Source organism: uncultured Brevundimonas sp., assembly GCF_963975535.1.
Classification (GTDB): domain Bacteria; phylum Pseudomonadota; class Alphaproteobacteria; order Caulobacterales; family Caulobacteraceae; genus Brevundimonas.
The window spans coordinates 1-25,079 of the sequence record NZ_CAXBHE010000013.1; the positions used below are offsets into that span (position 1 = coordinate 1).

The following is a 25,079-nucleotide window of genomic DNA, read 5'->3' on the forward strand; positions in this document are numbered from 1 at the left end:
GGCGCGCGCCGCTGGGTCCCCCGGTCTCGGCTGCGCCTCGCCGGAGGATGACGACGGTGGGGATGCGCGGTGTTTCCGAAAAATCCCCCTATCGACGCTCCTCAAACCCCAACCCGATCAACACCTTCTCCTTTTCCACCCGCAATCCTCCCGCCCCCCTTCCCACCAGCCGCATAATCCCCCCGTCCCGTCGCAAGGAAGGGCCGCCTGGCCTGCGACCTGGCGTGCGGCGGGAGTGGGGGAGCGGGGTCAGGGTCGGGTGAGGATAGCCCGGCCGGTCCGGGGACCGTGGCACAGGCACGGCCCGCCCGCGGCGATCGTCACGGCTAGGCGGTAAGACCGTCGCCAACCGCGAGCTCGCCGAAAACCCCCACGCGGAGCGTCAGCCTTCGTCGAAACGGTAATATCAAAGCACACCGGGCGAAGGCCCGGCGCTCCGCCGCCCTTCCACACCGTCGCCCCACCGGCGCGCGGCATTCGGTCACGCCTTTATCTGCGCCCGGACCAATGGCTTTATTGTCCCGCAACCCTCGCGCGCCTATCTTGGGATCATGACCACGCGCTGGACCCCCGACAGCTGGAGATCGAAACCCGTCGTGCAGATGCCGACGGACTATCCGGACATGGACGCCCTGCACCGGGTCGAGGACCAGCTGCGCGCCATGCCGCCGCTCGTGTTTGCCGGAGAGGCGCGCCGCCTGACGACCAAGCTGGCCCAGGTCGAGGCCGGCGAGGCCTTCCTGCTGCAGGGCGGCGACTGTGCCGAGAGCTTCAAGGAATTCTCGACCGACAACATCCGCGACACCTTCCGTCTGATCCTGCAGATGGCGGTGGTCCTGACCTTCGCCGGGCGCAAGCCGGTGGTGAAGGTCGGCCGTATCGCCGGCCAGTTCGCCAAGCCGCGCTCGTCGGGCGTCGAACAGATCGGCGACGTCGAACTGCCCAGCTATCGCGGCGACATCATCAACGGCATGGGCTTCACGCCGGAAGAGCGGATCCCCGATCCGCAGCGCTTGATGAAGGCCTACAACCAGTCGGCCTCTACCCTGAACCTGCTGCGGGCCTTCGCCGGCGGCGGCTATGCCGACCTGTACAACATCCATCGCTGGACCCTGGGCTTCGCCGATAACGGGGCGGGGGCCCAGTACCGCGAACTGGCCGAGAAGATCACCGAGGCCCTCGCCTTCATGGAGGCTGTCGGCGTCACGCCCGAGAGTCACCCGGACCTGAGCCGGGTCGAGGTCTTCACCAGCCATGAGTCGCTGCTGCTCAATGTCGAGAGCGCCCTGACCCGGCTGGACGGCGGCTCGGGCGAATGGTTCGACACCTCGGCCCATATGCTGTGGATCGGCGAACGCACCCGCCAGCTGGACGGGGCCCATGTCGAATTCATGCGCGGCATCCGCAATCCGATCGGCGTCAAATGCGGGCCGACGATGGAGGCCGACGATCTGCTGGCCCTGATCGACGTGCTCAATCCCGACAACATTCCGGGCCGGCTGACGGTGATCGGCCGCTTCGGCCACGACAAGGTCGGCCTGCGCCTGCCGGGGCTGATGCGGGCGGTCAAGGCCGCCGGCAAGCGGGTGGTCTGGTCGATCGATCCGATGCACGGCAATACGCTGAAGGCCGCCAACGGCTTCAAGACCCGGCCGTTCGACCGCATCCTCGGCGAGGTCCGCAGCTTTATCGATGTGGCCGAGGCCGAAGGGGTTCATCCCGGCGGCGTCCATCTGGAGATGACCGGCCAGAACGTCACCGAATGCCTGGGCGGGGCCCAGGCCGTGACCGAGGACGAGCTGTCCAGCCGCTATCACACCCATTGCGATCCGCGCCTCAATGCCGACCAGGCGCTGGAACTGGCCTTCCTCGTGGCCGAGCGGCTCAAGTCCGGGCGGCAGTCCCGCTCGGCGGCCGCCTGACCGTGGCCGGCGAGGATCTGGCCGGGGCAGACACGGCTCCGGGGCGGGTCGCCTATCAGGGCGCGCCGGGGGCCTTCAGCCACGAGGCCTGTATCGACCTGCGCCCGTGGGACGAGGCCGTCGCCTTCGACACCTTTGCCGAGGCGCTCGACGCGGTGCGCTCCGGCGACTGCGGTTGTGCCCTGATCCCGGTCGAGAACTCGATCATCGGCGCGGTGGAACCGGCGGCCGGCCTGGTTGCGGCGGCGGACATGGTCGTGGTGGCTGAGGTCTGGCGTCCGATCCGGCTGGCCCTGATGGGCCTGCCCGGTGCGCGCCTGTCCGACATCCGCACCGTCGAAAGCCATCCGATGGCGTTGCTTCAGTGCCGGGGCAATCTGACGTCTCTGGGCCTGACGGCCGTCGAGAGTTTCGACACTGCCGGCGCGGCCCGCAGCGTGGCCGAGTCCGGCGACGTCAGCCGGGGGGCCGCCGCGCCGGTGCGGGCGTCCGAGGTCTACGGACTGTCGATTTTGCGCAACGATCTTCAGGATAGCGAGGATAATCGCACGCGTTTTGTCCTGTTGAGCGCCCAGGACGGTTGACGGCGCACGGATGTTGCGCGCTTGGTGGGTTCATGGCCCTCTCGCACGATCCCGCTGCGACCTCTCTCGACCGCGTCCTCGCGGCCGACGGCCTGTATTACGGCTTTTATGGCTTTCGATACGCCGGCTGAGGCGTCGGGCTCCCTGCAGTCCTGACCCGCTCGCCGGCGACCGTCCCCCGAGGGCGGCGGTGTCTCTCGCAATCCATCGATCAGCCGTTTGAAAGTCTCCTGTGTCCCAGTCCACGCTCCAGAAACCACTCCCCGCCGTCCTGACGGCCGCCAACATCTCGCCCGAACAGATGGCCCTGTCCGCCCTGCGGCATGAAATCGATCACCTCGACGACGAGATCCTGGCCCTGTTCGAGCGTCGCCTCGCCCTGGCCTCCCGTGTCGGGGCGGCCAAGGATGCCCCGACCGGCCCCCACACCAAATTGCGGCCCGACCGCGAGCAGGCGGTGATGGCCCGGATGCTGGAGGCCGCCCGCCCGGAAAGCCGCGAAGCCGTGGCCGGCCTGTGGCGCGAGATCGTCGGCTGGGGTCTGGCCCGCCAGGGCCGGCTGCAGGTCCAGGTCTGGTCGCCCAGCGAACCGGCCCGCGCCTTCGACGGCGCGCGCCTGCGCTTCGGCCGCGCCGCCCAGCTGCGCATGGTGCGCGACCCCGAGGCCGCCCTGGCCTTCGCCGCCGAGGGCGGCGGTGTGGCGGTGCTGGCCATCAACAACGACAATCCCTGGTGGGTCGGCCTGCGTCGCGAATGGGCCGGACTCAGCGTGTTCGACGGATTCGGCGGTCCGACGCCGACGGCCCTGGCCGTGGGCAAGGTCGATCCGGCGGCTCTGCCGACCGGTCGGCGGGTGGTCGTCAGCGTCGGCGGCGACGCCGGCGACGGCGGCGGGGCGCGGCGCTGGGGGCTGCACACTCACCACGGCTGGAGCCTGGCGTTGACCGAGGCCCTGCTGACCCCGGGCGACGCCGGCGGCTGCGTCGGTGCCATCGGCTGACCCCGGGCGCAGGCCGTCCGGGTCGTGGTTACCGCATTAACCGTCGGCCTTAAGTCTGTTCGTCAACCGGCCTTCAAAGCCTGTGGTGCAAGGGTCTTTTCATGATCCCTGCGCTCCTGTTCCGTTCTGTTCTGGCTGCGGCTCTCGTCTCGGGCCTCAGTGCCTGTGGCGGTTTCGAAAGCGATCCCCATCGTTTCGAGAACCTGGCCAATCGCATCGCCGCCATTCCGCTGGACGGACCGCGGACCCCAAAGGCCGTGCCGTCGGCGCACGATCTCGGCCTCAGGCCGGCCCAACCGGCGTCCCTGCGGGTCGAGGTCATGGATCCACACGATCTGTGGGACGCCCGTGACGGGGGTCTCGACGGCTTCGTCGATCGCGCCGCCCCCGTCGTCGCCCGCGCCGTGGTCCAGCAGGTCTCGACCCGGGTCGTTGCCACGGCCGCCGATTCGGGATTGCGTCCGGCCCTGAAGCCCGCGCCCGCTGCGCGGCCGGTGCGGACGGGGCTGATCCAGCTGGGGGCCTATGCCAGCGAGGACTCGGCGCGTCTGGCCTGGGCCCGGCTGACGGCGAGGGCCGACGCCGGGGCGCTGACCGGTCTGGCCCCGGTGTTCGAAGGGGTCGAAATCGACGGTCGCCGTCTGGTTCGGCTCAAGGTCGCGGCCCCCGTCGGCACCGCCGCGGCCGTCTGCGCCGCGGCCCGCATCGACGATCCCTGGTGCCGCCGCAACACCTGATCGGCGCAATCCACAGGCCGCGCTTAACCTTTCGTTGACGCCGCCGCCGCCCGCCGCGACTCTGGCCGTGAACCGCCTCATGTTGAGTCGGCGATCACAATCGGGATCGTGAACCTAATGGCTGACCCTCAGGTCATCGTCGTCGGCAATGAAAAGGGCGGGGCGGGCAAATCCACCCTGGCCATCCATATCGCCACAGGCCTGCTGCACGCCGGACGGCGTGTGGCCATCATCGACCTGGATCTGCGCCAGCGATCGATGGCCCGCTTTTTCAGCAATCGGGCCGCGTGGATGGCCGCCAACGGCCAGTCCCTGCCGATGCCGGTCGAACCGGACATGGGCGACGGCAAGGCGCTGGCCCGCGCCACCGAAGACGAGCAGATCGCCTGTTTCGACCGTGCCTTCGCCGAGGCCCGGGCCCGGGCCGAGGTGATCCTGATCGACACGCCCGGCGGAGACACGGCCCTGTCGCGCGCGGCCCATGCCCGCGCCGACCAGATCGTCACGCCGATGAACGACAGTTTCGTCGATTTCGACCTGCTGGGTCAGGTCGATCCGGTGACGCTGGAGCTGCAGAAGCCTTCGATCTATTCGGAAAGCGTCTGGGAGGCGCGCAAGCAGCGCGCCGTCGAACGCGGCGGTTCGATCGACTGGATCGTGGTCACCAACCGTCTCGCCGTGGCCGAGGCGCGCAACCGCCGTCGTCTGTCCGACAAGCTGCAGAAACTGGCCAAGCGCGTCGGCTTCCGCATGGGGCCGGGTCTGCGCGACCGGGTCATCTATCGCGAACTGTTCCCGTTCGGCCTGACCGTGGCCGACCTGTCCGCCGACATCCGGCCGGTTTCCGTCTCCCTGGCCCACATCGCGGCGCGTCAGGAGATGCGCAACCTGATGAAGGCCCTCGGCCTGAACGAGGTCGTGACGGCCCTGGACGCAGCGGCGTGAGGCCATGGGCCTGATCTGGCTGGCGCTGGCGGGCATTGCTGTCTGGGCGCTGGCTCGACTGGGCCGACAGACAGAGGGGCCGCGACGGGGCCATTGGCGCGTGGCAGCCACCCTGTTGAGCGCCGTTCTGCTGGCCGGCGGAGCCCTGGCCGCCTCGCGTGGTGCCTGGCTGCCGGCGGCGGGTCTGCTGGGCACCGGACTCTGGCTGGTGCTGAGTTCCCGGATTCGCCAGGTGGCCGCCCGGCCCGAGGCGATGAGCGACGCCGAGGCCCGGTCGGTGCTGGGAGTCGGTGCCGACGCGACGTCGGAACAGATTCAGGCCGCCTGGCGTCGTCTGATGACGCGGGCCCATCCGGACCAGGGCGGCAGTGAAGGCCTGGCGTCGCGGCTGAACGCGGCGCGAGACCGTTTGCGAAAGGGCTGAGCCCTCTATTCCGGCCGCACCACCATACAGGTGACCCGACGTTCGGCGAGGGCGGCGCAGGCGGCCTGGGCCCCGTCCTCGGTCAGGCCGATGAACCGCGACCGGTACCAGCCGGCCGCCGTCTGGACCGACCGTTCGGCGGTGGCGAACTGGCTGCGGAAGCGGCGATTGACCTCGACCAGCCAGTCACTGGCCACGGTCTCGTCGCGGAACGCGCCGACCTGGACCGCCCAGCGGCCGGCGGATGAGGGGGCCGCCGGAGTTGCGCGCGCCGGAGCCGTTGATGTCGTGCGGCGCGACGGCCGGGCCCCGTTGAGGGTGGCGGTCAGATCCGGTGCCGGTGCCAGTTCGGCCTGGACCAGGGGGGCGGCCATGCGCGCGGCCAGGGCCGGCGGCGGCGTCGGGCGGGGCGTATAGGCGACCGCGGTCGCTCCGTCCTCGTCGCCGTCACTGTCAACAGAAGCATAGACGACGGCGTTGGTGGAGTTGTCGTTGCTGATGCCGAAGCCGCGCTGCTCGAAGAAGGTCTGGGCGATCTGGATCGGCTGACCGCGATCACGCAGGCGTTCCAGCTCGAAGCCCGTGTCCATCAGCTCCGCGACATGGGCGTTGCGCGAGGCCGTGGATCGCCCGCCGAGGACGATGGTGATCAGACGCCGGCCGTCGCGCACGGCGGAGGCGGCGAGATTGTAGCCCGAGGCGTTGGTGTAGCCGGTCTTCATGCCGTCATAGCCCTGGCCCGTCGCCAGTAGACCGTTGGTGTTGCGGTACTGGCGGCCCTGGTAGCTCCAGTCGTGAAGGCCGAAATAGCGATAGTACTGCGGGTAGTCGCGCATTACCGCCCGCGCCAGGATCGACAGGTCACGCGCGGTCGTCAGCTGGCGGCTGTCGGGCAGGCCGTTGGGATTGACGTACCGGGTCTGGGTCATGCCCAGCTCCTCGGCCTTCAGGGTCATCAGGGCCGTGAACCGCGCCTCGGAGCCGCCGATATGTTCGGCGATGGCCACCGCCATGTCATTGGCCGAGCGGACCGCCGTGGCGTGCATGGCATCGTCGAGGGTGATCGTCTGCCCGGCCGAGAGCCCCAGTTTCGATGGGGGCTGGGACGCAGCCCGCGGCGAGACCGTGATCACGTCATCCAGCTTGACCCGGCCTTCCGACAGGGCCTCGAAGGCCATGTAGAGGGTCATCATCTTGGTGATGGAGGCTGGATAGCGACGGTTGTCGGCGTAGCGGGCGAACAGTACCTCGCCGGTGGCCGCGTCGACGACGATGGCGGCGTAGCGGGCATTCTCGGTCGACTGGGCCACGGGTGGCGTGCCCGTCACCGGCGACAGCGTCAGAACGGACAGGGCCACGATGGCGATCAGGCCGCGGCGGAACATTGCGATCATCGGCAAGCGATGCCTCATTACTATGGCGTGGTCGCGGCCGCCGGACGCGTCGCTGACAAAAACTACCATGCAGCCTTCGGGTTTCGTGGCGGTTAACAAGGAGTCAACGGAGATTTGAACTCCGGCCGTGCCACGGCGGTGGAAATGGTGCGATGCACAATGGCCCTTGACGAATGTTCGCAGTTGCACCATATGAGCGCTGTGGTGATCGACAGGGTCGGTCATCGAGACATCAACAGGCGGACCCCGCCGCCACCCGCTCAGGAGACTTCCCCATGGCCGACGCCACCGACACCGTGAAAAAAACCGTCGAAACCGCGACCGCAACCGTCAAGGCCCAGGCCGACAAGGTCCAGGCCAGCGCTAAGCAGGCCCAGGCCGCCGGTGCCCAGGCTTTCCGTGAAGGCGTCGACAAGTCGGTCGCCTCGCTGACCGAGCTCAATGCCCTGAACAAGAAGAACCTGGACGCCGTCGTCGAGTCGGCCACCGTCGCCCAGCGTGGCGTCGAGGCCCTGTCGTCGCAGTCGCTGGCCTATGGCAAGAAGTCCTGGGAAACCGGCGTCGCCGCCGCCCAGAGCCTGTCCAAGGCCCGTTCGGTTCAGGAACTGGTCGAGCTTCAGACCACCTTCGCCAAGTCGGCGATGGAAACCTATATGGCTGAAATGACCAAGATGACGGACGTTCTGACCGCCTCGGTCAAGGACAGCTTCAAGCCGATCAACGAGCGCGTCAGCGCCTCGGTCGAAAAGTTCCAGGCCGCCCGCTAAGGCGACCGGTACCTTCTGACAAGTGTCTTGAAAGGCCCTCCGGAGAGATCCGGGGGGCCTTTTCGCTATTCGACCGCGACGTGGGCGATGCTGAAGGCCCGGGCAACACGCCAGTGCCCGTCTTCCAGCCGCCACAGGATCGAGAAGCGCGCCCGTCCGGCCAGACGTTCCGGACCGTCGCCCTGGCGCTCGTAGAACAGGTGGCTGCCTTCCTCGATCGCGCCGACCCCGGGGATCCTGTGGACCTGCAGGGTGCCGGGCACGAGTTCCCGGCGTGAGCGAAAGGCGTCCGGAGCCTGTTTGCCGGTGCAATTCCGCGCATAGTCATCGACGAAGGCCGCGCGTGTCGCCGTCAGCCCGCCGCGGTCATGATAAAATTCGATGTCCCCGGTGACGAGATCAGACAGGGCGGCAGGGTCGCACTGGTCGAACATCACGCTGAAAATGGCGGTGTCCTTCGCCGCGATCAGCGCGGTCAGCATCGGTTGCTCCGGAATTTCCACCGGCTGGGACGGAAGCAGGGCCAGGGCGAAGAGCAGGGCGGTAAAGGGCATGGAAACCTCCGCCGGCGATAATGCGGCTGGCCCACGATACCGGGCCGGGAAAGCCGGAACCCGTGAATCTTCGGTCATGAACCCCTTGTCACGCAAGCTGTGACTGGACGCACCTTCAATTCAGGCCATCATCACCTATCTGAGCTATCTACTCCCCGATACGGAACACGAATGCCTTCCAAGCGGCCAGGTGAACGACAGGGCGACGGTTTCGGCTCCGCTACCGTTACCGAAACAAAGCCCAAGCTCCAGAAGCCCTCGCTCTACCGGGTGCTGATCCTCAACGACGACTACACACCGATGGAATTCGTCGTCTACGTGCTGGAACGGTTTTTCCAGAAGGACCGCGAGGCCGCGACTCGCATCATGCTGCATGTGCATCAGCATGGTGTCGGGGTGTGCGGCGTCTTCACCTACGAGGTGGCCGAGACCAAGGTCGCCCAGGTGATCGAGACGGCGCGCCGCCACCAGCATCCGCTGCAATGCACGATGGAAAAAGACTGAGAGGATTCCCCCATGCCCTCATTTTCACGTCCTCTCGAAGAAACGCTGCACCGCGCGGTCAGCTACGCCAACGAGCGACGGCATGAATACGCCACGCTCGAACACCTCTTGCTGGCCCTGATCGACGATCCCGAGGCGACCGGGGTGATGACCGCCTGCAACGTCGATCTCGTCGCCCTGAAGACGGCCCTGACCCTCTATGTCGACACCGACCTGGCCGCCCTGGCGACCTCGGACGGCGAGGAAGCCAAGCCTACGGCCGGCTTCCAGCGGGTGATCCAGCGCGCGGTGATCCACGTCCAGAGTTCCGGACGCGAGGAGGTGACCGGGGCCAATGTGCTGGTCGCCATCTTCAGCGAGCGCGAGAGCCACGCCGCCTATTTCCTGCAGGAACAGGACATGACCCGCTACGACGCGGTCAATTTCATCGCCCACGGCATCGCCAAGAAGGCCGGGGCCGCGGAAGTCCGATCCGGCAAGGGCGGCAGTCCCGAGGACTCGGAGGACGCGGCCACCGTCAAGTCGGGGGGCGAGGCGCTCGAAGCCTATTGTGTCGACCTCAACGAGAAGTCGCGTCAGGGCAAGGTCGACCCCCTGATCGGGCGTCAGGCCGAGGTCGACCGCTCGATCCAGATCCTGTGCCGCCGCACCAAGAACAATCCGCTGCTGGTCGGCGAGCCCGGCGTCGGCAAGACCGCCATCGCCGAGGGGCTGGCGCGCAAGATCGTCAATCACGAGGTCCCGGACGTGCTGGAAGGCGCGACCATCTATTCGCTCGACATGGGGGCGCTGCTGGCCGGGACCCGCTATCGCGGTGATTTCGAGGAGCGGCTGAAACAGGTCGTCAAGGAGCTCGAGAACCACGAGAACGCCATCCTGTTCATCGACGAGATCCATACGGTGATCGGGGCAGGGGCCACCTCGGGCGGGGCGATGGACGCCTCCAACCTGCTGAAGCCGGCCCTCGCCTCGGGGTCGCTGCGGTGCATGGGGTCGACCACCTACAAGGAATACCGCCAGCATTTCGAGAAGGACCGGGCCCTGGTCCGGCGCTTCCAGAAGATCGACGTCAATGAGCCGACGGTCGCCGACTCGATCAAGATCCTGCGCGGTCTGAAGAGCTATTACGAAGCGCACCACAAGCTGCGCTACACCGAGGCGGCCGTGCGTTCGGCGGTGGAACTGTCGGCGCGTTACATGACCGACCGCAAATTGCCGGACAAGGCCATCGATGTGATCGATGAGGCCGGGGCCAGCCAGATGCTGCTGCCGGAATCGAAGCGCAAGAAGGTCATCGGCCAGAAAGAGGTCGAGGCCGTCATCGCCAAGATGGCCCGCATCCCGGCCAAGTCGGTGTCCAAGTCCGACACCGAGGGCCTGAAGGCCCTGGAAACCGATCTGAACCGCGCGGTGTTCGGGCAGACCGCCGCCATCGAGCAGGTGGCGGCGGCGATGAAGCTGGCCCGCGCCGGTCTGCGCGACCCGCAAAAACCGATCGGCTCCTTCCTGTTTGCCGGTCCCACCGGCGTCGGCAAGACCGAGGTGGCCAAACAGCTGTCCGCGACGCTGGGCATCGAGATGCTGCGCTTCGACATGTCGGAATATATGGAGCGCCACACCGTCAGTCGCCTGATCGGCGCACCTCCGGGCTATGTCGGCCATGACCAGGGCGGCCTGCTGACCGACGCCGTCGACCAGCATCCGCACGCGGTGGTGCTGCTGGACGAGATCGAGAAGGCGCACCCGGATGTCTACAACATCCTGCTACAGGTGATGGACAACGGCATGCTGACCGACGCCGTCGGCAAGAAGGTCGATTTCCGCAATGTGGTGCTGATCATGACCACCAATGCGGGGGCCGCCGACAACGCGCGCGCCTCGATCGGATTTGGGCGCGGCAAGGTCGAGGGCGAGGACGACAAGGCCATCCAGCGCCTGTTCGCGCCGGAGTTCCGCAACCGGCTCGACGCCATCGTCAGCTTCAAGCCGCTGGCGGCCGAGACGATCCGTCTGGTGGTGACCAAATTCGTGCTGGAACTGGAAGCCCAGCTGGCCGATCGCAACATCACCATCGAACTGACCGACGACGCGGCCGACTGGCTGGCCAAGAACGGTTTCGACGAACTGTACGGCGCGCGGCCTCTGGCCCGGGTCATCCAGGAACACATCAAGAAGCCGCTGGCCGACGACATCCTGTTCGGTCGCCTGACCCGCGGTGGTCATGTGAAGGTGAAACTGACCGACGGCAAGATCGTGTTCGACGTCAGCGGTTCCTCTGGCGCACCGGTCAAGGAGCCGGAGGACGAAACCGCCGGCTGATCATCCGGTCTGAAATGACGAGGGGCCCGGGCAGGGAATGCCCGGGCCCCTTTTCCGTGTGCCGTGTGAAGCGGCCTAGCGGCGGCGACCGGCACCGGCCAGCAGCAGGCCGACACCGGCGACAATGGCCGTGGTCAACAGCGGCTTGCGCCGGGCAAACTCAAGGCCGGTACGGGCCGGATCCTGGAGGTCGGAGGGCGCGCGTTCGACCAGCCGGTCCAGTCCGTCAATGGCCTGCCCGTACATGTCCTGGGCCTTGCCCCTGGCCTGGTTCAGGCGACCCTTGATTTCGAGTTTGGGATTGTCGGTCAGGGCCCCGAGGCGGGATTGAACCTTGCCGCCGACTTCAGTGGCGGTGCCTTCGATAGTTTGATCGGTCATGCGTCTGTCCTTGGAATGTGGAGAAGCCGGGGAGGCTATCTAAACAGCGCGCGAGGGCGGCACCGGGTTCCTCGAAACCGCGCCTTCGGGGCCTTTTGCCGCAGGCCGAAACGCGCGACAGTCCCGGCGAACTGGAGAGACCCATGCCCGATCCGGCGATGACCGAGCGACAGAAGAAATGGTTCGCCACCGTCGAGGCGAATCTGGAGGCCAGAACCGGTCGGCCGCTGGCGGTCTGGGTCGACATTCTCAAGGGATGCCCCGAGACCCGGCCCAAGGCCCAGGCGGGCTGGCTGAAGGCGACGCACGGCATCGGGGCCAATCACGCGGCCATGATCCTCGACGCGGCCCGCCCGGCGGATACCCTGGGCTGGAGCGACTCCGAGGGGTTGCGGGCGGCGTTGTGGGCCGAACCGCGCTCGCTGGCGGCGCTGGAGGCGGTCGAACGGATCGCCGCCGATCTGGCCGACGTCATCGTCTCCCAGCGCAAGGGCTATACCGCCTTCTCCCGGGCCGTGCAGTTTGCCGCGATGCGACCGCTGAACGGCGGCGGGGCCCGGCTGGGCCTGAAGCTGGATCCCGGGGAGTCGGAAAGGCTGTCGATCCCGACCCGAAGCGAAAGCTGGTCCGAGCGGCTGACGGCGGTGGTGGATCTGGACGGCCCCGGAGCCGCCAATGCCGAATTGGCGGCCCTGTTCGCCCGCGCCGCCGAGAACGGCCGCACGGCCGGCTCAGACTGATCGATAGGGGGACTGGTCGGCGGTCAATTCGGCGATTGCGGCCTCCACGGCGGGACGTTCCCCCGCCAGATAGTGGGCCACCGCCTCCCGCAGTCCCGGATGGGCGATGTGATGGGCGGACCAGACCGGGGACGGCAGGTAGCCGCGGGCGATCTTGTGCTGGCCCTGGGCCCCGGCCTCGACCCGCGACAGGCCACGCGCAATGGCGAATTCGACGGCCTGATAATAGCAGAGCTCGAAATGCAGGAAGGGCACCTCTTCCAGCGCGCCCCATTGGCGACCGTACAGGGCGTCGCGCCCGATCAGGTTCAGGGCTCCGGCGACCGGCACGCCGTCGCGGAAGGCCATGACCAGGGCGATGTGATCGGCCATGGTCGCCCCGATGCGGCTGAAGAAGTCGCGGGTCAGATAGGGCCGGCCCCATTTGCGTGAGCCGGTGTCCAGATAGAAGGCGAAGAAGGCGTCCCAGTGGGCCTCGGTCAGGTCCGCGCCGGTTAGGACGCGGATGTCGAGCCCGGCCTGGGCCTCGCGCCGCTCGCGGCGAATGGTCTTGCGGCGGCTGGACGACAGGGCGGCGAGGAAGTCGTCAAACGTCCCGTAGTCAGCGTTGCGCCAGACGAACTGCATGTCCTGCCGCTGCAGCAGACCGGCCTGTCCCATCGCCTGCCATTCGGGCTCGGTCGGGAAATTGATGTGTAGCGAGGAGACGCCCAGCCGCTCGACCAGGGCCAGGGCCCCCTGCAGCAGCGCCTCACGCACCGTGGCGGCGTCGGCGTCGGGATGGGCGAGCAAGCGCGGGCCCGTGGCCGGCGTGAACGGCACGGCCCCCAGCAGCTTGGGATAGTAGCGGCCGCCGGCGCGTTCGAAGGCGTCGGCCCAGCTGTGGTCGAAGACATATTCGCCTTGGCTGTCACCTTTCAGGTAGAGCGGCATGACCCCGAGGGCGGTCCCGGCCTCATCGCGCAGGGCCAGATGACGCGGGGCCCAGCCCCGGGCCGGCACGGCGCTGCCCGAGGCCTCGCAGGCGTGGAGAAAATCGAACGAGACGAAGGGATCGCCGGTCGGGGCCGCACAGGCGTCCCAGGCGGCCGCGCCGATGTCGGCGATCCCGTCGTGAACCGTTAGTGTGACGCTCACTTCACCTCGACGATGGCGTCCACCTCGACGGCGAAACCGAGCGGCAGGCGATAGACGCCGACGGCCGAGCGGGCGTGGCGACCCTTGTCGCCGAACACCTCGACCATCAGGTCGGAACAACCGTTGATCACGGCGGGGATGGCGGTGAAATCACCGGCTGCCTGGACGAAGCCTCCCAGTTTGACGACGCGAACGACGCGTTCCAGGTCGCCGTCCAGTGCGGCGCTGATCTGGGCCAGCAGGTTGACGCCACACATGCGGGCGGCGGCCTGGGCCTGCTCGGGCGAGACGTCGTCGCCCACGGTGCCCTTGACGCCGCCCGAGGCGTCATTCGACAGCTGGCCCGAGATATGGACGAGGTTTCCGGCCTGGACATAGGGGACATAGTTGGCGACGGCCTTGGCGGGTTCCGGCAGGCTGATGCCGAGTTCGGTCAGGCGGGCGGCGATGGTCATGGTCAGGCTCCGTGAGTGTGCTGCGGACTTAACGCGTCCAACGGCGGCTGGAAAGATGACCCGCGCATTGTCGGACCTTCAGCGTCGCGCAGGGCGTCGTCGTCACGTTTGGGGGCGGCTGGTGGCGACCATCCGGGGGCGATGCCCTCCGGACAATCACCGGCCGCTTCGCCTGTCGCCGGCGGCCACCGCCACCGCGGATCCGGTCTGGAAACTCACCGTAAGAATACGCATTGGCGCGCGCATTGTGCAGTTGTCGTTCGACAATTCGCTGCTACGATCACAGCGAATTTCTGGAGATCATGAATGCGTGCATTTCGTTTTGTCGCCGCGATCGCTGCGGTGCCCCTGTTCCTCGCCTCCGCTGCCCAGGCCCAGGTCGCAGACCCGGCCCCGATGCAGACTGCCGGCGGTGCCGTGACGGCCGTCGCCGAGACTGCCGAGACGGCGGAGCAGACGGCCGCGCTGGACGAGGTCGTCTGTCGGGCCCAGGGCCGGGCGGCCAGCCGTCTCCAGTCCCGCGCCCGCGTTTGCAAGACCCGTCGCGAATGGCGGATTATCGACGATGAAACCCTGGCGGCCACGACCCGGGTTCAGAACGGCGGCCGGTATAACCCGCCCAGCGAAGCGGTCCGGCCCCAGTAGAAGTCGAACGCCGGTGCTTGCCAATCAGACCTTATCTGGTCTGTGCGGCGGGTTGATCCGGGCGATCGGTGGTATTCAGACAACTTGCGCTGGAGTGGAAGGATGGCTCGTTCCTGCTGTTTGGCCGCGTTGATCGCGGCATCAACCCTTTGGTCTTTACCGGCCCTGGCTGCGCCCCAGGTCACGCCGCAGGCTCCGCCCGGACCAACGACCGTTGCGGCAACCGTACCTGATGTCGAGGTCACGGCTGCCACTGCGGAGTCGCCCGAGGAGACGGCCTATCTGGAGCAGGTTGTCTGCCGGCCCGTGGGCCGCGCGGCCAGTCGTCTGCCGTCGAGTCGGCAGGTGTGCGACACCCGTCGTGCGTGGCGCGATATGGAGGAGGAGGCTGTCCGCGAGACCCAGCGGTTGCTGAATTCGAATGCCTCCAACAACAGGCTGCCGGGTCACTAGGGCGGGGTACCGGAGGGCCGGCTCAACGTTTCAGGGCCCGCCCGGCCACGACAGCGTCCTTGCCGAATTTCGCGCGCAGGACGTCGATGGCCGACTCGGTCTTCAGGATGCGTGCCTCGGCGCTTTCGAACAGGGCCGAGGGGGTTTCGGCCGCCTCGACCAGTTCGCTCAGGCCGATGCCGATCAGGCGGTAGGCGATGCCCAGTTCGGGCCTCAGCAGGGCGCGACCGGCGGCAAACAGGGCCCGGGCCGTCTGTACCGGCTCGGCCAGGCTTATGCGACGGGTAACAATGCGAAAATCGGTGCGCCTGAGCTTCAGGACGACCGCCCGGCTGGCCACGCCGTCGTGCCGGGCCTTGGACGCCAGCTTCTCGCACAGCGGCCAGAGTTCGGCCTCCAGATCCGTGGCGGTCGTCAAATCCTCGTTGAACGTGGTCTCGGCACTCATGCCCTTGCGGTCACGGGCCGGATTGACGGCGCGGCTGTCGCGGCCGTTCGCCAGGTCATGCAGACGCAGCCCGTTCTCGCCGTAGCGTTTGACCAGATCGCGCGGGTCGGCGGCGGCCAGATCGCCGATCTTGGCATAGCCGTCGCTGCGTAGCGTGCTGGAAAGGACGGGCCCCACGCCTGGCAGGATGCTGACCGGTTTCGGGGCCAGCAGGGTCGCGGCCTCGGTCCCGATCACTGAAAATCCGCGCGGTTTGTCCAGTTCGGAGGCGATCTTGGCCAGGAACCGATTTGGAGCGAGGCCGATGGATACCGTCAGGCCTGTTTCGGTTTCGATCCAGGCCTGAAGGCGGGCCAGTTGCAGCGCGGGCGGGCCCCCGTTGAGCCGCTCAGTCCCCGACAGGTCGATCCAGGCCTCGTCCAGCGACAGGGTCTGGACCAGCGGGGTCAGCCGGCCGATGGCATCGAAGATGCGTTTGCTCTCGGCGACATATTTGGCGAAGTCGGGCTTGATGACCACGGCCTCGGGGCAGGCCTGCAGGGCCTTGAACATCGGCATGGCCGAATGAACCCCGTACTGGCGCGCGATATAGCAGGCGGTCGAGGCCACGCCGCGCCGGCCCCCGCCGATGATCACAGGCCGGTCGCGCAACTCGGGCCGATCCCGCTTCTCGACCGAGGCATAGAAGGCGTCGCAGTCGAGGTGGGCGATGGTCAGGTCGGCAAGTTCATTGTGGTTGATGACGCGCCGGGAGTCGCAGGCCGGGCAGCGCATGGTGCGCTGGTCCCCGCTCCACAGGCAGTCGCGGCAGATGGCCCGCAGGGTCACGACGGCGGATCTCCGGTCCAGCTTTCACGCCAACTTAAGACTGGACGGACCAGAGTGCACGCGAAGAAGGCGCAAAGCCTCAGCGCAACCGCGCAGGCGACGAGGCAACAGACCGGGTGAACATGTCCAAGAAAGTCCTCATCGTCGAGGATAACGAGCTGAACATGAAACTCTTTCATGACCTGCTCGATTCCCAGGGCTACGAGACGCTGCAGACCCGTGAGGGCCTGTCGGCCCTGGCGCTGGCGCGCGAGCATCATCCCGACCTGATCCTGATGGACATCCAGCTGCCGGAGATTTCGGGGCTGGAAGTCACCAAATGGCTGAAGGATGACGAGGAACTGAGCCATATCCCGGTCATCGCCGTCACCGCCTTCGCGATGAAGGGGGATGAGGAGCGAATCCGCCAGGGCGGCTGCGAGGCCTATATTTCCAAGCCGATCTCGGTGATGCATTTCCTCGACGTGATCCGGCTGCATCTGGGAGACGCCAGGCCGGCGGAGCCCGCATGACCGCCCGCATCCTGGTCGTGGACGACGTCGAGACCAACGTCCGGCTGCTCGAAGCCAAGCTGACGCTCGAATACTATGACGTTCTGAGCTGCAACGACGGGGCCACGGCCCTGACGATCGCCGCCACGGAACGGCCGGACATCATCCTGCTGGATGTGATGATGCCGGGTATGGACGGGTTCGAGACCTGCCGACGGCTGAAGGCGGATCCGGCCACCCGTCACATCCCGGTGGTGCTGGTCACGGCGCTGGACGGGCGTGAGGACAAGATTCGCGGCCTTGACGCCGGGGCCGATGATTTCGTCACCAAGCCGATCGACGATCTGGTGCTGTTTGCGCGGGTGCGGTCCCTGGTGCGTCTGAAGGCGGTCATGGACGAACTGCGCGATCGCGAGGAGAGCGGTCGTCGCATGGGCGTCGATACCGACGGGGCCGGACGCCTGCGTGGTTCCGGTGGCCGGGTGTTGATCGTCGACGACAGTGAATCCCAGGCCCGACGCATCGCCGACCAGCTGGCGGTCGATCATCGTCCGGTGATCGAGGCCGACCCGGACCGTGCCCTGATCGCCGCCCAGGGACCGATCGACCTGATCATCGTCAATGTCTCGAGTTCGCGGTTCGACGGCCTGCGGCTGGTTGCCCAGATCCGTTCGAAGGAAGGCTCGCGCCGGGCACCGATCCTCGCCGTGGTCGATCCTGCGGATCGTCCGCGCCTGGTCAAGGCGCTGGAGCTGGGGGCCAATGACATCCTGGCCAAGCCGGTCGATCCCGAGGAGCTGGCCGCCCGGGCCCGCACCCAGATCCGGCGCAAGCGCTACAACGACTTTCTGCGGCACAAGCTCGACTACAGTCTGGAAATGGCGGTCACCGACTCTCTGACCGGTCTGCACAATCGCCGTTACATGGCCGGACAGCTTCAGGGCATGGTCAACCGGGCCGGGCAGGGGGGTGACCCGGTCGCCGTCCTGGTCATCGACATCGATCACTTCAAGGCGGTCAACGATGGCTTCGGCCACGATGCCGGCGACGAGGTGCTGCGTGAGTTCGCGGTGCGCCTGGCCACCAATGTCCGGGCCATCGACCTGCCGTGCCGCTACGGGGGCGAGGAGTTTATCGTCGTCATGCCGGGGACCGGCCTGGACGACGCGGTGATGATCGCCGACCGCATCCGCCGGGACGTGGCCACGGCCCCGTTCCGCATCATGGACGGCGAGGAGCACCTGACCATTACCGTCTCCATAGGCGTCGCCGCGACCCTCGAGGCCGGCGATACGCCGGACGCCCTGATCAAGCGGGCCGACGAGGGCGTCTATGAGGCCAAGGCCCATGGCCGCAACAGGGTCATCGCCCGCGCCGCCTGACGGATCCTTGGACCGCACGCGCAGAAAAACGCCCGGTCGCAGGACCGGGCGCTTTCATGTGTGACTGCAGATCTTCGGACCGGGCGACGCGACGCGCGCCCTGCGAGACGTCCTACTTGATCTTGCCTTCCTTGAACTCGACGTGCTTGCGCACGACGGGATCGTATTTCTTGACGACCATTTTCTCGGTCATGGTCCGGGCGTTCTTCTTGGTGACATAGAAGAAGCCGGTGTCGGCCGAGGAGTTCAGGCGGATCTTGATTGAAGCCGGTTTGGCCATCGTAATTACCTTTGCGACGGCGAAAGCCGCTGAAATGAGAGGCGCGGAACATACTCGGGAAGTCCGCGAAGTCAACCGTGTGCATGGCCGCTTGAGTGGCGGGCGTCAAAGGCTAGGATGGGGCATGACCCGCATCTCCCTCCTGGCCGCCGCGGCCCTCGCCCTGTTCCTGTCCGCCTGCGCCAGCCTGCCCGAGGCCAGAGCCCCGCAGGACGCCTTCTTTGCCAATCTGACGGCCCTGTGCGGCCAGAGCTTCGCCGGCCGGCTGGTGACGACGGACGCCGCCGATGCCGACCTCGCCGGCCAGCCGATGCGGATGACGGTGCGTGACTGTTCGGCCCGGGAGATTCGCATCCCGTTCCAGATCGGCGAGGACCGCTCCCGGACCTGGTTCGTGACGCGCACGGCCACGGGCCTGACGCTGAAGCACGACCATCGCGATCCGCAGGGCCAGCCGGAGGGCTGGCACTGGTATGGCGGGGATACCGAGAGCGCAGGCACGGCCCAACGTCAGGTGTTTCCGGTCGATCAGGAGTCCATCGATCAGTTCAACGCCGGGGACGCCGTGGTCTCGACCACCAATGTCTGGGCCATGGAAGTCCACCCCGGCCGGACCTTCGCCTATGAGCTGCGTCGGGCCAATCGGCATTTCCGGGTCGAGTTCGATCTCACCCGTCCCCTGACCGACTAGACGGCGTTCCAGCCGGTGGCGGAACGGACGGTGGCGCAGGCGGGCGAGCCGTCCGCCCCTCGGCCGGGCAGGATGATCTCGAGGATTCGCCCCGCACGCCCGAGGCTCAGCAGGGTGGGAGCGATGTCGTGGATGTCGATCTTGGCGCGCCGCGTCCAGGGGCTGGACGGGTCGCCCGCAGACTGGCCGATGCGGATATAGACAAAACGGCGTATCGGTCCCTCGCGTCGCACGAAGGGGCCGAGAAACCGACCGTCATCGGACAGCCGGACCGGAACATCGAAGGCGACGGGACCCTCGGTGGCGACAACGGGGCCGAAGGCCGCATCGTCATGCTGCAGACTGTAGCGGACGCCGGGGACCGGATCCGCGATTGTCAGCCGCAAAGTTATGGACGTATCGGCCATGTCTAGGCGACGTGTTCGACAATGTGCCGGCCGCGCACCATTCGTACAAAGGGCAGGGGACGGTTCGGGGTTTGCTGTCGTTCGCTGATCTCGCCAAGAACGAACCGGGTGATGGCGGGCAGGTCCAGCGCGCGGGCCTCGGCCAGCGGCAGCCAGGCGATTTCATCCAGCTCGCCCGAACCCGCCGTGGGCTCGGGATGCAGGAGGGCCTCGACCGGGGCGAGAAAGAACCGGGCGTCGAACCGCCGCGTCCGCCCCGGCGGCGTGATGGCGCGAGCGACATAGGTCAGGGATGACAGGTCCGGCAGCGCCCCGGCCGCCCGGTATTCACGCCACGGACCGGCTACCGGGACGGGCGGGGCCGGCCGCCCCAGGATCAGTCCGGTCTCCTCGAAGGTCTCGCGCACGGCGGCCATGGCCAGGGCCCGGGCGCGGCGGGCGTCGGTCTCGTGGACCAGCAGGCGCAGGGCTTCGGGGGGCAGGTCGGACCCGGTCGCGGCGGTAAAATCGGCCCGCTCGATCCGGCCGCCGGGGAACACCCATTTGGACGCCATGAAAACGTGCCCGCGTGCCCGTCGCCCCATCAACACCTCCGGATCCGGGCCACCGCGCAGCAGGATCAGGGTGGCGGCGTCCCGGGGGCGCTGGCGACCCCCGACGCGCGGAGCGTCGGCGAGGTCCTGTGCGGAATCGAACGGGTCAGTCGGTGTCGCGGTCACCCTGGACAATTAGCACGTTCAGGTCGCGAGTCGGCGTGTAGTTGGTGTAGCGGACCTCGAACCGGGTCGGGCTGATCCGGCGCACGCCGTCGCCGCAGAAGCTGACGATGTTGTGCTCGGAGCCCTTGTCGACCACCAGGCGAAAATCGCGGATCGGACCGGACCAGTTGGCCCCCGTGACCAGGGTGTAGTCCAGCCAGGTCTCCGCCATCTGGATTTGCCCGGCCTGTTTCCGCGCGAGGGCTGAACGGACCGCTTCGTCGACGCAGTAGGCGTTGCGATAGTCGGGCGGAATGTCCCCGCTTCTCCAGTCCCGGGTCACCGACGTTCCTCCGGGCACCGGAACATAGAGATGCCGGACCTCGATCTCTGCGCCGGGTGCAAAATACTGCGTCCAGTAGTGGGTCGTCTTCAGGGTCCACAGGCCGATGCTGGTCCGGACGCCATCGTCGTGGACATTGCTGTCGAGCAGGCCGTCGGCGACCAGTTCGGCGATCTGGGACTCCGACAGTTCGGCGACGGGGTCCTCCAGGGCATCGTAATGGGGGTTAAGCGGCAGACCGAGGCGCTGCAGTCGACGCGTCACGTCGACGCCGTTCAGCATCGCCTTCTGTTCGACCTGGGTGTCCACGGAATAGCCGTCGACCCGCGTGATGAAGGGCAGGGCCCGCATCGGGTCCGGAACCGGTCCGCGAATACTGCCCATCCAGTCCGGCTCGATGTCCGGCATGGGAAAGGCCACGATCGTTTCGATGCCCTCGTCGGTGTGGTTCAGGAAGCGGTAGGTGACCCGCACCTCGTCCACCGACAGGAACAGATCCTCCGACAGCATGGTGATGCCGTCCGTGCGTTCGAACACCAGGCCGCCGGCCTTCATCGAGGCCACGGTGTCGTTGGCGACCGCCGGGCCGGCGGCGAGCAGGGCGGTGGTCAGGGCCACGGAGGCGGCGAGACGGTTCATCGGCATTCTCCCGGTCAGAAACCGAAGGTAGCCGAAGCCTGGCCAGATGCGAAACCTGTCAATTCCTGTCGCCGTCGGGACCGCTCAGCGGCGCTTGCCCTTGCGCACGCCCTTCAGACCGCCGGAGGGCGGCTTGGGCCCGCCCGGGCGTTTGCTGCCGCGCCTGGGCGGGCCGTTGCCACCGGGGCCGCGATCCCGGGCCCGGACGCCGTAGCGCGGGGCCGGGGCATCGGGATCGCGCGGGGCCGGGTCGCTGAGCATCTCGAACAGCAGGCCGCCGGTGATCGGCGTCGCCTCCCTGAGCTTGACCTCGACCTGACGGCCCAGGGTCCAGCGCTGGCCGCTGCGCTCGCCGACCAGGGCGTGGGCGCGGTCATCGTGGTGGAAATACTCGTTGCCCAGGGACGACACCGGGCACAGGCCGTCGGCCCCGGTCTCCTCCAGCCGCACGAACAGGCCGAAGCGGGTGACGCCGGTGATCCGGCCGGGGAAGGTGGCCCCGACCCGGTCCTCGAGGAAGGCGGCGATATAGCGGTCCATCGCGTCGCGCTCGGCCGCCATGGAGCGGCGTTCGGTCGTGGTCACCTGTTCGGCGATGGCGGGCAGTTCCGCCACCTCGCGGTCGGTCAGTCCGTCCTTGCCCAGCCCCAGGGCGCGGATCAGGCCCCGGTGCACGATCAGGTCGGAATAGCGCCGGATCGGCGAGGTGAAATGGGCGTAGCGATCCAGATTCAGGCCGAAATGGCCGATGTTGTCGGGGCTGTAGATGGCCTGCATCTGGCTGCGCAGCACCACTTCGTTGACGACCTCGGCGTGGGGCGTGTCGCGGGTCTCGTCGAGCAGCTTGTTCAGCCGTTTGGTGGTCGGGGCCTCGCCCTTGCTCCACGGCTTGCCGATGGTCTGCAGGAAGTCGGCCAGGTTGAAGGTCTTCTCCTGGCTGGGCGTGTCGTGGATGCGGTAGATCAGCGGCGTGCGCTTCTGCTCCAGCGTCTCGGCGGCACAGACATTGGCCTGGACCATCATCTCCTCGATCAGGCGATGCGCCTCCAGCGATTTGCGTGGCTCGATGGCGGTGATACCCCCGTCGGGGGCCATGATGATGCGCCGTTCCGGGCTCTGGATCGCCAGCGGGCTGCGCTTCAGCCGGCCCTTGAGCATGGTGTGATAGGCGTTCCACAGCGGATACAGGATGGCGTCCATGATCGGGCCGGTGGCATCGCCCGGCTGGCCGTCGATGGCCGCCTGGGCCTGTTCGTAGGACAGTTTGGCGTGCGACCGCATCAGGCCGCGCACGAAGCGGTGGCCGGTCTTGCGGCCATCCTTGTCAAACACCATCCGCACGGCCAGGCAGGCGCGGTTTTCGCCCTCCCTGAGGGAGCACAGGCCGTTGGACAGGGTTTCGGGCAGCATCGGCTCGACCCGGTCGGGGAAATAGGTCGAATTGCCCTTGGCCCGGGCCTCGCGGTCCAGAGAGGTGTCGGGGCGGACATAGGCGGCGACGTCGGCGATGGCGACCCAGACGATCCAGCCGTCGGGGTTCTTGGCGTCCTCGTCGCGGTGGGCATAGACCGCGTCATCGTGATCGCGGGCGTCCGCGGGGTCGATGGTGATGAACGGAATCTCACGCAGATCCTCGCGGCCCTTCAGCGTCGGCAGGGCCTGATCGAGCGCCTCCTGTTCGACCGTTTCGGAGAATCCCGTCGGCACGCCGTGGGCGTGGATGGCGATCAGGGAGGCGGCGCGCGGGTCATCCTCGCGGCCGATGGTCTCGAGAATCTTGCCGCGCTTGGGTCCGTAGCGCTGTTCGCCCTTCTCGATCGAGGCCAGCACCAGGTCGCCGTCGCGCAGATCGGCGGCCTGCAGGGGCGGGATGACCAGCACGTCCCTGGAGCGACGGTCCACCGGCTCGACCCGCGTCTCCTTGCCGGATTTGCGGATCACGCCGAGAACGCGGTTGGTGCCGGCGTCCAGCGCCTTGATCAGCCGCGCCTCCCAGCCGTCCTCGCCCCGGACGAACTTGACCAGCAGCCGGTCGCCCATACCGGGGGCAGGGGCGGTTCTGGGGCCGCTCTCGGGGACCAGCACGGCGCGTGGCGCATCGGGCCCGGCGTCGACGAGCCGGACATACATATCGCCGTCGACATCGCGCTCGACCACATCGGCGACGCCGACGGGCGGCAGATCACCGGCGGGCGAAAAGGTCTTGCGACCGCGCTTGCCCAGCAGGCCTTCGGCCTCCAGCTCGCGCATCATGTCGCGCAAGCGACGGCGATCCTCGCCCTTCAGGCCGAAATGGCGGGCGATATCGGTTTTTTCGGCTCCGCCGGCTTCCGTCAGGAAGGCGAGGAGGGTGGCTTTGTCGGGGAGGCCCGATGCGGGCCTGCGGGGTGTTTTTGTCATTGTGTACCTATGTAGTGTGCTTCGCCCCAAAGGGCTAAATCTTGCGTGGGTTGACCTGGTCGGGTCTGACGATCAGCTTCCGCCGCGAACGCTCACGGAGTCTGTCCATGTCCTTGCCTGCCACCCCTGTTCTCAGCCGGCCTGCCGCATCCCTGCTGGACCTGATCGGCCTGACGCCGATGGTCGAGGTGACCAACATCGACACCGGACCGTGCCGGCTGTTCCTGAAGCTGGAATCCCAGAACCCGGGCGGCTCGATCAAGGACCGGATCGCCCTGTCGATGATTGCCGCAGCGGAGAAGGAAGGCTTTCTGAAGCCCGGCGGCACCATCGTCGAGGCGACGGCGGGCAATACCGGCCTGGCCCTGACGCTGGTCGGCCAGGCCAAGGGTTACAAGGTGCTGCTGGTCATCCCCGACAAGATGTCGAAGGAGAAAATCCAGCATCTGCGGGCCATGGGGGCCGACGTGCGACTGACGCGGTCGGACGTGCCGCACGGCCATCCCGAATACTACACGGACATGGCCGAGCGCCTGGCCCAGCAGCTGCCGGGTGGATTCTACGTCAACCAGTTCGCCAATGACGCCAATTCCGCCGCGCATTTCCAGACCACCGGTCCCGAGATCTGGGAGCAGATGGACCACGACGTCGACGCCTTTGTCGCCGGCATCGGCTCGGGCGGGACCATCACCGGTATCGCCCAGTACCTGAAGAGCGTCGGCTCAAACGCCGAGATCATTCTCGCCGACCCGACCGGCTCGGTGCTGGGCGGCATCGTCAACGACGGCGTACCGGGGCCGGAAGGCAGCTACACCGTCGAGGGCATCGGCCAGAATTTCGTGCCCGAAACCGCCGACATGAGCCTGATCGACAAGGCCTATTCGATCCCCGACGCCGAGGCGATCGGCACCGTCCGTGAACTGCTGCTGAAGGAAGGCATCCTGGCCGGGTCCTCGTCGGGTACCCTGATCGCCACCGCCCTGCGCTGGTGCCGTGAACAGACCGAACCCAAGCGCTGTGTCACCTTCGTCTGCGACACCGGGGCCAAATATCTGTCCAAGGTCTATAACGACGCCTGGCTGGCCGACCAGGGTCTGGGCGAGCGCGAGATCCACGGCAATCTGTCGGACCTGATCCACCGCAAATACGCCGAGGGTGATGTGGTCGTGGCCGGTCCCGATGACACGCTGGATACGGTGTTCAAGCGCATGCGCGGAGCGGACGTCTCGCAGCTGCCGGTGATCCAGGACGGTCGCCTGGTCGGCATCGTCGACGAAAGTGACCTGATCCACGTGATGAACACCGATGAGATCACCCGCCAGGACCGGTTCAAGAAGCCGGTCGGCACGGTGATGACCCGTGACCTCGACACGGTTCAGGTCAATGAACCACTGGACGCCCTGATCCCGGTGTTCGACCGCGACCGGGTGGCCATCGTGCTGGACGGCGAAGCCTTCGTCGGCCTGATCACCCGCACCGACCTGATCAACCACCTCAGCCTGAACCGGTAA

Annotated in this window: 27 protein-coding genes; 16 read left to right on the plus strand and 11 right to left on the minus strand. The window is 67.3% G+C overall.

The genetic code is table 11. The features are described from left to right. Positions 1-551 precede the first annotated feature (551 nt). The 6 genes from AACZ75_RS14400 (at position 552) to AACZ75_RS14425 (ending at position 5,612) form a co-directional block, all read left to right on the plus strand. Positions 552-1,922: a 3-deoxy-7-phosphoheptulonate synthase class II gene (locus AACZ75_RS14400; protein ID WP_339873753.1), complete on the plus strand. Its 1,371-nt coding sequence runs from the start codon at positions 552-554 to the stop codon at positions 1,920-1,922. A gap of 2 nt (positions 1,923-1,924) precedes the next feature. Further along, positions 1,925-2,506 (plus strand): prephenate dehydratase domain-containing protein, encoded by a 582-nt coding sequence (locus tag AACZ75_RS14405; RefSeq protein ID WP_339873754.1) that lies wholly within the window; start codon positions 1,925-1,927, stop codon positions 2,504-2,506. A gap of 232 nt (positions 2,507-2,738) precedes the next feature. Continuing rightward, positions 2,739-3,506 carry a chorismate mutase gene (locus tag AACZ75_RS14410; RefSeq protein ID WP_339873756.1) on the plus strand — a complete coding sequence of 256 codons (768 nt, stop codon included), beginning with the start codon at positions 2,739-2,741 and terminating at the stop codon, positions 3,504-3,506. A 101-nt stretch (positions 3,507-3,607) separates the two neighbouring features. Then, positions 3,608-4,243: an SPOR domain-containing protein gene (locus AACZ75_RS14415; protein ID WP_339873758.1), complete on the plus strand. Its 636-nt coding sequence runs from the start codon at positions 3,608-3,610 to the stop codon at positions 4,241-4,243. Between the two features lie 117 nt (positions 4,244-4,360). Next, entirely contained in the window at positions 4,361-5,188 is an 828-nt protein-coding gene (locus AACZ75_RS14420; protein ID WP_339873759.1) for a division plane positioning ATPase MipZ, read from the plus strand. 4 nt (positions 5,189-5,192) lie between these two features. Beyond that, positions 5,193-5,612, plus strand: a complete 420-nt coding sequence (locus AACZ75_RS14425; RefSeq protein ID WP_339873761.1) for a molecular chaperone DnaJ — start codon at positions 5,193-5,195, stop codon at positions 5,610-5,612. Positions 5,613-5,617: 5 nt separating this feature from the next. On the opposite strand, the gene AACZ75_RS14430 is transcribed toward AACZ75_RS14425, so the two are convergent. Continuing rightward, complete coding sequence (locus AACZ75_RS14430) at positions 5,618-7,006, minus strand: serine hydrolase (protein WP_339873843.1); 1,389 nt, start codon at positions 7,004-7,006, stop codon at positions 5,618-5,620. A gap of 275 nt (positions 7,007-7,281) precedes the next feature. Here AACZ75_RS14430 and phaP point away from each other — a divergent pair, with 275 nt between their 5' ends. Next, entirely contained in the window at positions 7,282-7,773 is a 492-nt protein-coding gene (gene phaP / locus AACZ75_RS14435) for a TIGR01841 family phasin (protein ID WP_339873763.1), read from the plus strand. Between the two features lie 65 nt (positions 7,774-7,838). Here phaP and AACZ75_RS14440 read toward each other — a convergent pair whose 3' ends face one another. After that, positions 7,839-8,327, minus strand: coding sequence for a nuclear transport factor 2 family protein (locus AACZ75_RS14440; RefSeq protein WP_339873765.1), 489 nt, complete (start codon positions 8,325-8,327; stop codon positions 7,839-7,841). A 171-nt stretch (positions 8,328-8,498) separates the two neighbouring features. On the opposite strand from AACZ75_RS14440, the gene clpS reads away from it, so the two are divergent. Further along, on the plus strand, positions 8,499-8,831 hold the full coding sequence (gene clpS / locus AACZ75_RS14445) for an ATP-dependent Clp protease adapter ClpS (protein WP_300444052.1): 333 nt from the start codon (positions 8,499-8,501) through the stop codon (positions 8,829-8,831). Positions 8,832-8,843: 12 nt separating this feature from the next. Beyond that, a complete protein-coding gene (gene clpA / locus AACZ75_RS14450) occupies positions 8,844-11,150 on the plus strand; it encodes an ATP-dependent Clp protease ATP-binding subunit ClpA (RefSeq protein ID WP_339873770.1) in 2,307 nt (768 codons plus the stop codon). A 75-nt stretch (positions 11,151-11,225) separates the two neighbouring features. Here the strand turns inward: clpA and AACZ75_RS14455 are convergent, their stop codons facing one another. Then, positions 11,226-11,531: a CsbD family protein gene (locus tag AACZ75_RS14455; protein ID WP_339873771.1), complete on the minus strand. Its 306-nt coding sequence runs from the start codon at positions 11,529-11,531 to the stop codon at positions 11,226-11,228. A 143-nt stretch (positions 11,532-11,674) separates the two neighbouring features. On the opposite strand from AACZ75_RS14455, the gene AACZ75_RS14460 reads away from it, so the two are divergent. Then, entirely contained in the window at positions 11,675-12,271 is a 597-nt protein-coding gene (locus AACZ75_RS14460) for a DUF4287 domain-containing protein (protein WP_339873772.1), read from the plus strand. Here the strand turns inward: AACZ75_RS14460 and AACZ75_RS14465 are convergent. Continuing rightward, the gene (locus tag AACZ75_RS14465; protein WP_339873774.1) at positions 12,263-13,408 is read right to left on the minus strand and encodes a GNAT family N-acetyltransferase; all 1,146 of its coding nucleotides are present in this window, start codon (positions 13,406-13,408) and stop codon (positions 12,263-12,265) included. The genes AACZ75_RS14460 and AACZ75_RS14465 overlap by 9 nt on opposite strands. Next, positions 13,405-13,863, minus strand: a complete 459-nt coding sequence (locus tag AACZ75_RS14470) for a RidA family protein (RefSeq protein WP_339873777.1) — start codon at positions 13,861-13,863, stop codon at positions 13,405-13,407. The genes AACZ75_RS14465 and AACZ75_RS14470 overlap by 4 nt, the downstream gene beginning before the upstream one ends. 306 nt (positions 13,864-14,169) lie before the next feature. Here AACZ75_RS14470 and AACZ75_RS14475 point away from each other — a divergent pair, with 306 nt between their 5' ends. Next, positions 14,170-14,508 carry a hypothetical protein gene (locus tag AACZ75_RS14475; RefSeq protein ID WP_339873778.1) on the plus strand — a complete coding sequence of 113 codons (339 nt, stop codon included), beginning with the start codon at positions 14,170-14,172 and terminating at the stop codon, positions 14,506-14,508. Positions 14,509-14,610: 102 nt separating this feature from the next. Beyond that, positions 14,611-14,961 (plus strand): hypothetical protein, encoded by a 351-nt coding sequence (locus tag AACZ75_RS14480; protein WP_339873780.1) that lies wholly within the window; start codon positions 14,611-14,613, stop codon positions 14,959-14,961. A gap of 22 nt (positions 14,962-14,983) precedes the next feature. On the opposite strand, the gene AACZ75_RS14485 is transcribed toward AACZ75_RS14480, so the two are convergent. Continuing rightward, on the minus strand, positions 14,984-16,237 hold the full coding sequence (locus AACZ75_RS14485; protein ID WP_339873781.1) for a DNA polymerase IV: 1,254 nt from the start codon (positions 16,235-16,237) through the stop codon (positions 14,984-14,986). A 122-nt stretch (positions 16,238-16,359) separates the two neighbouring features. On the opposite strand from AACZ75_RS14485, the gene AACZ75_RS14490 reads away from it, so the two are divergent. Both AACZ75_RS14490 and AACZ75_RS14495 read left to right on the plus strand, forming a co-directional pair. Next, positions 16,360-16,749: a response regulator gene (locus AACZ75_RS14490; protein WP_339873782.1), complete on the plus strand. Its 390-nt coding sequence runs from the start codon at positions 16,360-16,362 to the stop codon at positions 16,747-16,749. After that, complete coding sequence (locus tag AACZ75_RS14495) at positions 16,746-18,110, plus strand: PleD family two-component system response regulator (RefSeq protein WP_339873784.1); 1,365 nt, start codon at positions 16,746-16,748, stop codon at positions 18,108-18,110. The genes AACZ75_RS14490 and AACZ75_RS14495 overlap by 4 nt, the downstream gene beginning before the upstream one ends. Positions 18,111-18,222: 112 nt before the next feature. On the opposite strand, the gene rpmG is transcribed toward AACZ75_RS14495, so the two are convergent. Next, a complete protein-coding gene (gene rpmG, locus AACZ75_RS14500) occupies positions 18,223-18,390 on the minus strand; it encodes a 50S ribosomal protein L33 (protein WP_055830646.1) in 168 nt (55 codons plus the stop codon). A 124-nt stretch (positions 18,391-18,514) separates the two neighbouring features. Here rpmG and AACZ75_RS14505 point away from each other — a divergent pair, with 124 nt between their 5' ends. Beyond that, positions 18,515-19,081, plus strand: a complete 567-nt coding sequence (locus tag AACZ75_RS14505) for a hypothetical protein (protein WP_339873793.1) — start codon at positions 18,515-18,517, stop codon at positions 19,079-19,081. Here AACZ75_RS14505 and AACZ75_RS14510 read toward each other — a convergent pair. The 4 genes from AACZ75_RS14510 to rnr form a co-directional block, all read right to left on the minus strand. Then, positions 19,078-19,488, minus strand: a complete 411-nt coding sequence (locus tag AACZ75_RS14510; RefSeq protein ID WP_339873795.1) for a DUF5990 family protein — start codon at positions 19,486-19,488, stop codon at positions 19,078-19,080. The genes AACZ75_RS14505 and AACZ75_RS14510 overlap by 4 nt on opposite strands. 2 nt (positions 19,489-19,490) lie before the next feature. Next, the gene (locus AACZ75_RS14515; protein ID WP_339873796.1) at positions 19,491-20,207 is read right to left on the minus strand and encodes an NUDIX domain-containing protein; all 717 of its coding nucleotides are present in this window, start codon (positions 20,205-20,207) and stop codon (positions 19,491-19,493) included. Next, a complete protein-coding gene (locus AACZ75_RS14520) occupies positions 20,188-21,168 on the minus strand; it encodes a DUF4424 family protein (RefSeq protein WP_339873798.1) in 981 nt (326 codons plus the stop codon). The genes AACZ75_RS14515 and AACZ75_RS14520 overlap by 20 nt, the downstream gene beginning before the upstream one ends. A gap of 84 nt (positions 21,169-21,252) precedes the next feature. After that, on the minus strand, positions 21,253-23,568 hold the full coding sequence (gene rnr, locus AACZ75_RS14525) for a ribonuclease R (RefSeq protein WP_339873800.1): 2,316 nt from the start codon (positions 23,566-23,568) through the stop codon (positions 21,253-21,255). 107 nt (positions 23,569-23,675) lie between these two features. Between rnr and AACZ75_RS14530 the strand changes: the two genes are divergently transcribed. Continuing rightward, entirely contained in the window at positions 23,676-25,079 is a 1,404-nt protein-coding gene (locus AACZ75_RS14530) for a cystathionine beta-synthase (protein WP_339873802.1), read from the plus strand.